This is a genomic window from Pseudomonas sp. PDM17, from assembly GCF_014851985.1.
Taxonomy (GTDB): Bacteria; Pseudomonadota; Gammaproteobacteria; order Pseudomonadales; family Pseudomonadaceae; genus Pseudomonas.
Window position 1 is genome coordinate 223,127 of sequence record NZ_JACVAT010000008.1, and the last position, 12,080, is coordinate 235,206.

Genomic DNA, 12,080 nt, shown 5'->3' on the forward strand with positions numbered 1-12,080 from the left:
AGTCGCGTTGCTAGAGAGGCGCGTTGCTAACCGCGTGCCCTGCCAAGGAGGAGAAACATGAGCTTCTTCATCGACCGCCTGCGCTACCTGGTCAAGCGTCCCCCGGAGTTCGCCGGCGGCCACGGCGAAACCCGCGATGAGAGCCGCGACTGGGAAGACGGCTATCGCCAGCGCTGGCAGTTCGACAAGATCGCCCGCTCGACCCACGGGGTGAACTGCACCGGCTCCTGCAGCTGGAAGATCTACGTGAAGAACGGCCTGGTCACCTGGGAAACCCAGCAGACCGACTACCCGCGCACCCGCCCCGACCTGCCCAACCACGAGCCCCGTGGCTGCCCGCGCGGCGCCAGCTATTCCTGGTACCTGTACAGCGCCAACCGGCTGAAATACCCCATGGTGCGCAAGGCGCTGGTGCAGCTATGGCGCGAGGCGCTGGCGACCCACAAGGACCCGGTACTGGCCTGGGCGAGCATCGTCGAGGACCCGCAGAAGTCCAAACAGTACAAATCCATCCGTGGCCGTGGCGGGTTCGTCCGCGCCGATTGGGACGAGATGCAGACCCTGGTCGCCGCCGCCAACGTCTACACCGTGAAGACCTACGGCCCGGACCGCGTCGCCGGCTTCTCGCCGATCCCGGCGATGTCGATGGTCTCCTACGCCTCGGGCACCCGTTACCTGTCGCTGATCGGCGGGGTCTGCCTGAGCTTCTACGACTGGTACTGCGACCTGCCGCCCGCCTCGCCACAGGTGTGGGGCGAGCAGACCGACGTGCCCGAGTCCGCCGACTGGTACAACTCCGGCTACATCATCGCCTGGGGTTCCAACGTCCCGCAGACCCGCACCCCCGACGCGCACTTCTTCACCGAGGTGCGTTACAAGGGCACCAAGACCATCGCCATCACCCCCGACTACGCGGAAATATCCAAGCTCTGCGACGAATGGATGAGCGCCAAGCAGGGCACCGACTCCGCGCTGGCCATCGCCATGGGCCATGTGATCTTCAAGGAATTCCACCTGGAGAAACCCAGCGCCTACTTCACCGACTACATCCGCCGCTACACCGACATGCCGATCCTGGTCGAGCTGGAACAGCGCGACGACGGCAGCCTGGTGCCGGGCAAGCAGCTGCGCGCCAGCGACTTCGACGGCAACCTGGAGCAGGCCAACAACCCCGAATGGAAGACCGTGGCCTGGGACGAAAGCGGCGACCGCCTGGTGGTACCGCGCGGCGCCATCGGCTTCCGCTGGGGCGAGAGCGGCCACTGGAACCTGGAGCAGGTCGACGCCGACGGCAAGGAGATCAGCCTGCGCCTGTCGCAACTCGGCCACCATGACGAAGTGGCGCGGGTGGCCTTCCCCTACTTCGGCGGCATCGAGCGCCAGCACTTCCCCAACGTGAAAGTGCGCGACGTCATCTACCACCATGTGCCGGCCAAGCGCCTGAAACTGGCCGATGGCCGCGAGGTGCTGGCGGTCACCGTGTTCGACCTGACCGCCGCCAACTACGGCATCGACCGTGGCCTGCAAGCCACCGTCGGCGGTGCGGGCGAGGACGACGGCGCCAGCGACTACGGGCAGATGAAGCCCTATACCCCGGCCTGGCAGGAGGCGATCACCGGGGTGCCGGCGGCGCAGATGATCCGCATCGCCCGCGAGTTCGCCCTCAATGCCGACAAGACCCATGGCCGTTCCATGATCATCGTCGGTGCCGGGATGAACCACTGGTACCACATGGACATGAACTACCGCGGGCTGATCAACATGCTCATCCTCTGCGGTTGTATCGGCAAGAGCGGCGGCGGCTGGTCGCACTATGTCGGCCAGGAAAAGCTGCGCCCGCAGACCGGCTGGACGCCGCTGGCCTTCGCCCTCGACTGGCACCGTCCGCCGCGCCACATGAACGGCACCTCGTTCTTCTACAACCACTCCAGCCAGTGGCGCTACGAGAAGCTGGAAGTGAAGGAGCTGCTCTCCCCGCTCGCCCGCCCGCAGGACTTCAGCGGCAGCCTGGTGGACTTCAACGTGCGCGCCGAGCGCATGGGCTGGCTGCCCTCCGCACCGCAACTGGGGATCAACCCGCTGCGCCTGGCCGCCGCCGCCCAGGCCGCCGGCAAGAGCACCGTGGACTACACCGTCGAGCAACTGAAAAGCGGCCAGCTGCGTTTTGCCAGCGAAGACCCGGACAACCCGCAGAACCACCCGCGCAACCTGTTCGTCTGGCGCTCCAACCTGCTCGGTTCTTCCGGCAAGGGCCACGAGTACATGCTCAAGTACCTGCTGGGCACCAAGCATGGCGTGCTCGGCAAGGACCTGGGCGAAGCGGGCAAGCAGCGCTCCGAGGAGGTGGTCTGGAAGGACGACCCCATCGAAGGCAAGCTCGACCTGCTGACCACCCTGGACTTCCGCATGTCCACCACCTGCCTCTACTCGGATGTGGTGCTGCCCACCGCCACCTGGTACGAGAAGGACGACCTCAACACCTCGGACATGCACCCCTTCATCCACCCGCTCACCGCCGCCACCGACCCGGCGTGGGAAGCGCGCAGCGACTGGCAGATCTACGACGGCATCGCCCAGGCCTTCTCGCGCCTGTGCGTCGGCCACCTGGGCGAGGAAACCGACCTGGTCACCCTGCCCCTGCAGCACGACAGCCCCGGCGAGCTGGCCCAGCCCGAAGTGCGTGACTGGAAGAAGGGCGAGTGCGAGGCAATCCCCGGAAAGACCATGCCGTCGCTCATCGAGGTCAAGCGCAACTACCCGGAAACCTACGAGCGCTTCAGCTCCGTCGGCCCGCTGCTGGACACCATCGGCAACGGTGGCAAGGGCATCGCCTGGAAGACCGAGACCGAGGTCGACCTGCTCGGCAAGCTCAACTACCGCAAGCTGGAAGGCTCCGCCGCCGGCCGGCCGAAGATCGCCTCGGCCATCGACGCCGCCGAGATGATCCTCGCGCTGGCGCCGGAAACCAACGGCCAGGTAGCGGTGAAAGCCTGGGCGGCGCTGTCGAAGATCACCGGGCGCGACCACACGCACCTGGCCAAGCCCAAGGAAGAAGAGAAAATCCGCTTCCGCGACCTCGTCGCGCAGCCGCGCAAGATCATCTCCAGCCCTACCTGGTCGGGCCTGGAAGACGAGCACGTGAGCTACAACGCCTGCTACACCAATGTGCATGAGCTGATCCCCTGGCGCACCGTCACCGGCCGCCAGCAGTTCTACCAGGACCACCCGTGGATGCGCGCCTTCGGTGAAAGCCTGATGGTCTATCGCCCGCCCATCGACACCAAGGCCGCCGCCAGCGTTGCCGCGCCGAAAAGCAACGGCAACCCGGAAATCGCCCTGAACTGGCTGACCCCGCACCAGAAGTGGGGCATCCACTCCACCTACAGCGACAACCTGCTGATGCAGACCCTGTCGCGCGGCGGGCCGATCGTCTGGATGTCCGAGGACGACGCACGCTCCATTGGTGTCTCCGATAACGACTGGATCGAGCTGTACAACGCCAACGGCGCCATCGCCGCCCGCGCAGTGGTGAGTCAGCGGGTGCGCCCGGGCATGGCGATGATGTACCACGCCCAGGAGCGCATCCTGAATATCCCAGGCTCGGAGATGACCGGCACGCGCGGCGGTATCCACAACTCGGTCACGCGGGTCTGTCCCAAGCCGACCCACATGATCGGCGGCTACGCGCAGCTCTCCTACGGCTTCAACTACTACGGCACCGTGGGTTCCAACCGCGACGAGTTCGTCATCGTGCGCAAGATGCGCCGCATCGACTGGCTCGACGGTGAAGGCAACGACTATCAGCAGGAGGCCGTCAAATGAAGATTCGTTCCCAGGTCGGGATGGTCCTGAACCTCGACAAGTGCATCGGCTGTCACACCTGCTCGGTCACCTGCAAGAACGTCTGGACCAGCCGCGAAGGCATCGAATATGCCTGGTACAACAACGTCGAGACCAAGCCCGGCATCGGCTACCCCAAGGAATGGGAGAACCAGAAGAAATGGAACGGCGGCTGGGTGCGCAACGCCGACGGCTCCATCAACCCGCGCATCGGCGGCAAGTGGCGGGTACTGGCGAACATCTTCGCCAACCCGGACCTGCCGGAGATCGACGACTACTACGAGCCCTTCACCTTCGACTACCAGCACCTGCACAGCGCCAAGCAGGGCGACCACCAGCCGGTGGCGCGGCCGCGCTCGCTGATCTCCGGGCAGCGCATGGACAAGGTGGAATGGGGCCCGAACTGGGAAGAACTGCTGGGCACCGAGTTCGCCAAGCGGCGCAAGGACATCAACTTCGACCAGGTACAGGCGGACATCTACGGGCAGTTCGAAAACACCTTCATGATGTACCTGCCGCGCCTGTGCGAGCACTGCCTGAACCCGGCGTGCGTGGCCTCCTGCCCCAGTGGCGCGATCTACAAGCGCGAGGAAGACGGCATCGTCCTCATCGACCAGGACAAGTGCCGCGGCTGGCGCATGTGCATCAGTGGCTGCCCGTACAAGAAGATCTACTACAACTGGAAAAGCGGTAAGTCGGAGAAGTGCATCTTCTGCTACCCGCGCATCGAGACCGGCCAGCCCACGGTGTGCTCGGAAACCTGCGTGGGACGCATCCGCTACCTCGGCGTGCTGCTCTACGACGCCGACCGCATCGAGGAAGTGGCCGCCTCCAAGGATGACCGCGACCTCTACCACCGCCAGTGCGAAATCTTCCTCGATCCGCACGACCCGGAAGTCATCGCCCAGGCGCGCAAGGACGGCATCCCCGACAACGTGATCGCCGCAGCGCAAGCCTCACCCGTCTACAAGCTGGCCATCGACTGGCAGCTGGCCCTGCCGCTGCACCCGGAATACCGCACCCTGCCGATGGTCTGGTACGTGCCGCCGCTCTCCCCCATCCAGTCCGCCGCCGAGGCCGGGCACGTGGAGTTCGATGGCGTGCTGCCCAAGGTCGAGTCGCTGCGCATCCCGGTACGTTACCTGGCGAACATGCTCACCGCCGGCGAGGAAGCACCGGTGGTGCTGGCCCTCAAGCGCCTCATGGCAATGCGCGTGTACATGCGCGCCAAGCACGTCGACAAGGAGCTGAACACCGAGGTGCTGCAACAGGTCGGCCTGACCCAGAACCAGGTCGAGGAGATGTACCGCTACCTGGCCATCGCCAACTACGAGGATCGTTTCGTCATTCCCACCGGCCACCGCGAGCACATCCCCGAGGCCTATGCCGAACGCAGCGGTTGCGGCTTCACCTTCGGCGACGGCTGCAACGGTGGCGGCAACAACCAGGTCAGCCTGTTCGGCGGACGCAAGAACACCACCACGCTGGTCAAGCCGGTGCAGACCTTCGACCCGGTGGAGGACAGCCGCCATGGGTAACTACGAAGCCATTCCCAAACCTCACGACGGCCCCATCGTCGGCCTGCTCAGCCTGCGCGTGCTGGCGCGCCTGCTCGACTACCCCACCGCCGAGCTGCAGGCGGCCTGCGCCGAAGCCGTGGAGATTCTCGACGGCGAGGACCGCCTGCCACTGAAGCTGCGCACGGAACTGGCGCAGTGGTGCGCTGAACTGGCCGCCGGCGACCTGCTCGATCTCGAGGAAGCCTACGTCGAGCTGTTCGACCGTGGCCGCGCCACCTCACTGCTGCTGTTCGAGCACGTGCACGGCGAATCCCGTGACCGCGGCCAGGCCATGGTCAACCTGCTGGCCGAGTATGAAGCCGCCGGCTTCCAGCTCGACGCCCGCGAGTTGCCGGACTACCTGCCGCTGTTCCTGGAGTACCTGTCGACCCGCAGCCATGAGGAAATCGGCCAGTGGCTGGGCGACATCCAGCACATCCTCGCCCTGCTCACCGCGCGTCTGGAAGAGCGCGGCACCCGCTACGCGCTGGTACCCCGCGCCCTGCTCGCGCTGATCGGCGCCACCGAGGCCATCGACGAGCAGCGCCCGGTGGCCGCCGGCGAAGCACCGGACAACACGCCCCAGGCGCTGGACGCGGTGTGGGAGGAAGAAGCCGTGCGCTTCCACGCCGAAACCGACAAGGACTGCAGCCTGCAGTCAGCCGAAGGACGACGCCTGGCTGAACGCAAGTACGAAGCGCTGCCCCAGGTCGTGCAGATCATGCCGTCAGAGCGCCCCTGAACCCGGCAAAGAATGAACGGAGGCCCATCATGTTCGAGCAATACCTGCTCCAATTCATCTACGGCATCTACCCCTACCTCGCCGGCACCGTGTTCCTGATCGGCAGCCTGATGCGCTACGACTATGGCCAGTACACTTGGAAGACCGGCTCCAGCCAGATGCTCTCGTCGAAGCACATGCGCCTGGCCAGTAACCTCTTCCACATCGGCATCCTGGCGATCTTCGGCGGCCACCTGGTCGGCCTGCTGACGCCGCACTGGGTCTACGCGCCGTTCCTCTCGGCCGGGCACAAGCAGCTGATGGCGATCATCTTCGGCGGCATCGCCGGGGTGCTCTGCGTGATCGGCGGCGCCATGCTGCTCTGGCGGCGGCTGACCAACCCGCGCGTGCGCGCCTCCTCCAGCGTGATGGACAACCTGATCATCGCCCTGCTCCTGCTGCAGGCCTGCCTGGGCCTGACCACCATCTTCGAATCCATGGACCACCTGGACGGCGGCATGATGCTGGCGCTGGCCAACTGGGCGCAGGCCATCGTGTTCTTCCGCGGCGGCGCGGCCGACTTCGTGATGGAAGCGCCGCTGATCTTCAAGCTGCACATCTTCATCGGCCTGACCATCATCCTGCTGTTCCCCTTCACCCGTCTGGTGCACGTGTGGAGCATTCCGCTGGGCTACTTCGGCCGTAACTACCAGATCGTCCGCCGTCGCGGCTAAGGAAAAAGCCAATGGACATGATTGCCGTCGAGAACCTCCCCGATGCACCGATCCCGGTGATCCGCGTCGGCGACACCGAACTGACCGAGGCCGACATCGCCAAGGAGACGCCCTTCCACCCGGCCTCCTCGCTGGCCGATGCGCAGCTCAGCGCCGTGCGCGCACTGGTCGTGCGCGAGCTGCTGTCGCAGCGCGCCGCCATGCTCGGGCTGACAGCGAACATCGAGGATGATGACCAGGCCGTCGCGGCCCTGCTGGAACGCGAGCTGAACGTCCCGGAGCCGGACGAAACCAGCTGCCGGCGCTACTTCGACACCCACCGCGAGCGCTTCTCCGAACCGACCCGCCTGCGCGTGCGGCACATCCTGCTGCCCGCCGCACCGGAAGACGCCAAGGCCCGCGACGCGCACTACCGGCTGGGCGAGAAGCTGCTGAAGGAGCTGGGCGAGCACCCGGAGCGCTTCACCGACCTGGCTCAGCGGCATTCCGCCTGCCCGTCGAAGGACGAAGGCGGCGAACTGGGCTGGCTGACCTCCGGGCAGACCGTCGCTGAGCTGGACCAGGCCATCCAGCGCCTGCCGGTAGGCCTGCACGACCGGCCACTTGCGTCACGCTATGGCTGGCATGTGGTGAGCATCGACGAGCGCCAGGAACGCAAGCCGCTGCCCTATTCCCAGGTCGCCAACCACGTACACCACAGCCTGCGCGAGGAATCCACCCGCCACGCCCTGCGCCAGTACCTGCTGGCGCTGGAGAAGGAAATCGGTGTCCGCGGCTTCAGCCTGGATGAAGACCCCATCGAAGGCTCCGGCAACCGGCGCAGCGATATCGGGCTCTGACTTGCCCAGGGCTCAGGAACGGTCGCGGCGCACGGTGGAGATGAAGCTGGTCGGGATCGACATCAGCAGGATATAGGCCGATACCGCCAGCATCAGTCCGCCGCTACCCAGCAGCAGGTAGCGGCGCTCCTTCACCACGGTCACGTCCAGGCCGCCGGAAAAGAGAATCCAGCCCAGCCCCGCCAGCGCAACGGTGAAAAGGATGGCAATCAGGTAGCTGGCGGCGACGATCAGCATCCAGAACGGACTCCAGCGCCGGCGCGTTGGCTTTTCCATGGCTTCGGGCCTCCCAGCCCCCCAGCGAATACTCACGAACCCGCGCAGTCTGATGGCCACTGGCCGCTTCGGCAATGCGACGAAAGCGCAAGAAGCGCTTCCCAGACACGGCAGGGGCGCTGCAAACCCGACCGGAAGCGCCCGGCTGGCATACCGGAAAACCAGCAAGGGCGCTTACAATCACGGTTTTTGCCGACAGTGCAGTACGGTTTCGAAAATGTCGCTCGATCCACCCACCATGTTGACCATCACGGTCGCCCTCGCTGCGGCCGCAGCGCTGTACCTGGCCATCGAATGGCGCAGCGTGCGCGAACGCTCGCTGCTCTACTGGAGCGCGGGCTTCGCCACCATCACCATCGGCTCCACCCTCGCCCTGCTGCGCATGAGCGGCTACCTGCTGGTGGGCATCTGGTTCGCCAACGGCCTGCTGGTGCTGGCGCACTGGTTCTTCCTCAGCGGCGTGGCGAAGTTCACCGAAGCGAGGTTGTCGCGGGGCTGGCTGCTCGTCCCGCTCACCTGGATAGCGTTGCTGGCGCTTCCCGACGGCGGCCCGCTGTGGTCCAAGCTCATGCTGCTGGCCAACTCCTGGCTGGTCGCCCTGCTCTCCCTGCGCGCCAGCTACCTGCTGCGGCCCCACGGCAAGTCCCTGAGCGTGGGCGCGGTGCAACTGCGCTACGTGATGCTGGTGCACGGCGCCTTTTACCTGGCCAAGGGCGCGACGGTGATCATCCCCGGTACGCTGATCGACCTGGCCGCCTTCCGTGGCGAAATCATCCAGATTTCCCTGGTCGAAGGCGCCATGGCGATCATGCTGATCGCCCTGTCGATGACCGGCACCGAGCGCTATCGCCGCGAGAAACGCATCGCCCGGCTTGCCGCGCGGGACCCGCTGACCGCCCTGTACAACCGCCGCGCCCTCGAAGTCCGTGCGCCGCGCGTGTTCGAGGAGATCTCCCCGGAGCGCCCCGGCGCGCTGCTGTTGATCGACATCGACAACTTCAAGCAGGTCAACGACCTGCACGGCCACACCGCCGGCGACCGCCTGCTGGTGGCGCTCAGCGAGATGATCCGCGCCGCTTTGCCCGAGCGGGCCGTGGCGGCGCGCCTGGGCGGTGACGAGTTCGTCATCCTGCTGAGCAATATCAGCGGCGAACAGGTGATGGAACTGGCCGGCAAGCTGCGCGAGCAGTTCCAGACCACCGCCACGCAGAACTTCGCCACGCCCCAGGCCGTGACCCTGAGCATCGGCGCCAACCTGTTCGACCAGCCACCGGCCAGCCTCGCCGCGCTGATCGAGCAAGGCGACGCTGCGCTCTACGAATCCAAGCGCGGCGGTCGCGACAGCATCCGCCTGATGGACCGCACGGTGGCCGGTGGCGATCCGCTGCGCCTGGGCTGATTCGAGCGGATAGGAGCAACGCGGCCCGCGCAAGGCGGGCCGTGTGGGGACCTCAGGTGTGGCGCGCCGGCGCCGCGTACTGGGGCATGGTGATGCAGCCGATGTTGCCGCCGCCCAGGAGAATTTCCCGCGAGTTGTCGATACCGATCACGCGCTTGTCCGGGAACAGCTCGGCCAGCACGCCCTGGGCGATGCGGTCGTTGGGGTCGTTGAAGAACGGCATCACGATGGCCGAGTTGCCGGTGTAGAAGTTGATGTAGGAGGCGCAGATCTTCGTGCCTTCCTGGCGGTCGAAGCTGCCGTCGACCTGGTCCAGGCCCTCGGCCTCGGCAGCCGTCCACTCCAGGACCTGCGGCTGCGGCAGCTTGTGTACTTCCAGCGCGTTGCCTCGGGCGTCGCGAGCGCTGCGCAGCACGTCGTAGGCCTCCTGGTAGATTTCCCACTGCGGGTCGCTGCGGTCGTCCGTCCACTGCATCACCACCACGCCGGGCCGCACGAAGCAGGCCAGATCGTCGACGTGGCCGTCGGTTTCGTCGAACTTGCACCCGCGCGGCAGCCAGATCACGTGCTCGGCGCCCAGGTAGTCGCAGAGCCGGCGGGTGACCTCTTCCTTGCCCAGGTGGGCATTGCGGTTGCGGTTGAGCAGGCACTGCTCGGTGGTCAGCAGGGTGCCCTGGCCGTCACTGCGGATGCTGCCCATCTCGGCGATGATCGACGCGCGATAGCGGTCGAAGCCTTCGATCTCGAGGATCTTCTGCGCGATCTGGTCGTCCTTGTCCCAGGGGTAATAAAGGCCGCCATCGAGCCCGCCGTAGGCGTTGAACTGGAAGTCCACCCCGCGCATCTCGCCGGTGGCGTCATTGACCAGGAAAGCCGGGCCGCTGTCGCGGAACCAGGTGTCGTTGCAGGTCATTTCCACCACGCGCACATTCTCGGGGAGCATGCGCCGGGCGTTGGCGTACTGCGCGGCAGAGGCGCAGACGGTCACCGGCTCGCTGCTGGCGATGGCGCTGACCACCTCGACCCAGATCTTCTGCGCCGGCTTGCCGCCGTTGCGCCAGACATCCGTGCGCTCGGGCCAGCCAAGCCAGCAGCGGGCCTTGGGTTCGAATTCGCCGGGCAGGCGGAAGCCGTCGGCCTTGGGCAGTGTCGAGTGGGTGCGAGACATCGGTGGTACTCCGCAATCAGGGACTGGAATGCCTCAAGGTTGCCGGCTCGCCGCGAAGAGCACCATTGATGAATTTCGCGGAATAGCTGAATTCAATTCATCGAAAACCAACAAAAAGATGAGACCCACCAACAGTACCGACCTTACCGGCAAACCTCGCCGTAGGATGGGTGGAGCCTGCGACACCCATGCTGCCTGGGCTTCACGGCGCATCGATGGGTCTCGCTGCGCTCCACGCCATCCTACCTGGCGTTCATCCTGCGAGACGCAGGTTAAGCCGCCAGAACAGACCGTGCCGGACTCACATGTCATTGAGCTGGTCGGTCATCCATTCGATGAAATCCGCCACCGCCGGCTTCTCCAGACGCAGGCGTTCGCAGACCAGCGCGTACTGCCCCAGGGAGGTGATCTGCGCGGCGAACGGGCGCACCAGCCGGCCGCTGGCCAGGTCCTCGGCGCTGGTCAGGTTGTCGCCGATGGCCACGCCCTGCCCGCGCACCGCCGCTTCCATGGTCAGCCCGGCGTGGCCAAGGTAGACGTGGCGGCTGGGGCGGATGTCGCTGGCGTGGGTGGTCAGCCAGGCAGTCCAGGACTTGCCGTCCTGGTCGTCGTGCAGCAGGCAGTGGCGCGCCAGGTCGCGTGGATGCTTGAGCGGCGACTGGTTGAACAGGCCGGGGCTGCACACCGGGAAGAACTGCAGGGTCGGCAACGGCCGCACGAAGTAGGTGCTGGCGTCCGCCGGACCGGTGCCGTAGGTGATCGCCAGGTCGATCTCGGCGGCCGGCCCCGGCGCCTCCAGCGGCTGTTCATGCAGGTGCAGGACAATCTCCGGATAGCGCTCGGCGAAATCCGCCAGCCGGCCCACCAGCCACTTCTGCGCCAGCTCCACCGTCACGGCGATATGCAGCTGTGCCTGAGAGCCCGGATCGCGCAACTCATCGCACGCTGTACCGATCAGCTCGAAGGCCTGTTGCAGGCTGCGCAGCAGGCGCCGCGCCTGGGGAGTGGGCTGCACCTGGCGACCCTGGCGCTCGAACAGCGTCGCCCCCAGTTGCTCTTCGAGCTGGCGTATCTGGTGGCTGACCGCACTGTCGGTGACACACAGCTCGGCGGCGGCGCGGCCGAAGTGCGCATGGCGGGCAGCGGACTCGAAGGTGCGCAGGGCGGTAAGCGAAGGCAGGCGGCGCATGGGCGGCAGGTCTTTTCGAAGAATGGCGGCCGGCATGCTGACCGAGGCGCCACGCCCAGCGCAAGCCACGGCATCGAGGCAGGGGCATCACTCTTTTCGCGACAGCCGCCACCGGCAGGGGACCAACGTCACTTTGCGGGAGCACCATCGTCGAGTGACGGCCAATCGGCAGGCCGGACGATTGGATACTCTTTATGTCCAGCATTGTGTCGTGTGCGGCACATCTATCGCGTCTTGAAGCAAAACCCGAGTTGCATATCCCGGATCGCTATCTAGGCTCTTTCACACAACCTGCTTCCCCATGTCCTATGGGTAGCAGGCTCAACGTCTCCAGAGCGCATTCGGAGCGAATGCC

At 66.0% G+C, this 12,080-nt stretch carries 9 protein-coding genes; 6 read left to right on the forward strand and 3 right to left on the reverse strand.

Annotated elements, in window-relative coordinates; translation table 11 throughout:
* The first annotated feature begins 57 nt into the window (after nucleotides 1-57).
* The 5 genes from IB256_RS26025 to IB256_RS26045 are packed head-to-tail and all read left to right on the forward strand — an operon-like array spanning nucleotide 58 to nucleotide 7,693.
* Nucleotides 58-3,822, forward strand: coding sequence for a nitrate reductase subunit alpha (locus IB256_RS26025; protein WP_192295532.1), 3,765 nt, complete (start codon nucleotides 58-60; stop codon nucleotides 3,820-3,822).
* Nucleotides 3,819-5,378, forward strand: coding sequence for a nitrate reductase subunit beta (gene narH / locus IB256_RS26030; protein ID WP_138214498.1), 1,560 nt, complete (start codon nucleotides 3,819-3,821; stop codon nucleotides 5,376-5,378). The genes IB256_RS26025 and narH overlap by 4 nt, the downstream gene beginning before the upstream one ends.
* Nucleotides 5,371-6,141, forward strand: coding sequence for a nitrate reductase molybdenum cofactor assembly chaperone (gene narJ / locus IB256_RS26035; RefSeq protein WP_192295530.1), 771 nt, complete (start codon nucleotides 5,371-5,373; stop codon nucleotides 6,139-6,141). The genes narH and narJ overlap by 8 nt, the downstream gene beginning before the upstream one ends.
* A gap of 29 nt (nucleotides 6,142-6,170) precedes the next feature.
* The gene (gene narI / locus IB256_RS26040) at nucleotides 6,171-6,854 is read left to right on the forward strand and encodes a respiratory nitrate reductase subunit gamma (protein WP_081518326.1); all 684 of its coding nucleotides are present in this window, start codon (nucleotides 6,171-6,173) and stop codon (nucleotides 6,852-6,854) included.
* Nucleotides 6,855-6,865: 11 nt separating this feature from the next.
* Entirely contained in the window at nucleotides 6,866-7,693 is an 828-nt protein-coding gene (locus IB256_RS26045) for a peptidylprolyl isomerase (protein WP_138214501.1), read from the forward strand.
* 12 nt (nucleotides 7,694-7,705) lie between these two features.
* Here IB256_RS26045 and IB256_RS26050 read toward each other — a convergent pair whose 3' ends face one another.
* The gene (locus IB256_RS26050) at nucleotides 7,706-7,969 is read right to left on the reverse strand and encodes a hypothetical protein (protein WP_138214502.1); all 264 of its coding nucleotides are present in this window, start codon (nucleotides 7,967-7,969) and stop codon (nucleotides 7,706-7,708) included.
* A 217-nt stretch (nucleotides 7,970-8,186) separates the two neighbouring features.
* Between IB256_RS26050 and IB256_RS26055 the strand changes: the two genes are divergently transcribed.
* A complete protein-coding gene (locus IB256_RS26055) occupies nucleotides 8,187-9,368 on the forward strand; it encodes a GGDEF domain-containing protein (protein WP_192295528.1) in 1,182 nt (393 codons plus the stop codon).
* 52 nt (nucleotides 9,369-9,420) lie between these two features.
* On the opposite strand, the gene aguA is transcribed toward IB256_RS26055, so the two are convergent.
* Together aguA and IB256_RS26065 are read right to left on the reverse strand one after the other, a co-directional pair.
* The gene (gene aguA, locus IB256_RS26060; RefSeq protein WP_192295527.1) at nucleotides 9,421-10,536 is read right to left on the reverse strand and encodes an agmatine deiminase; all 1,116 of its coding nucleotides are present in this window, start codon (nucleotides 10,534-10,536) and stop codon (nucleotides 9,421-9,423) included.
* Nucleotides 10,537-10,837: 301 nt separating this feature from the next.
* Nucleotides 10,838-11,725, reverse strand: a complete 888-nt coding sequence (locus tag IB256_RS26065) for a LysR substrate-binding domain-containing protein (RefSeq protein WP_192404635.1) — start codon at nucleotides 11,723-11,725, stop codon at nucleotides 10,838-10,840.
* Between the last annotated feature and the right edge of the window lie 355 nt (nucleotides 11,726-12,080).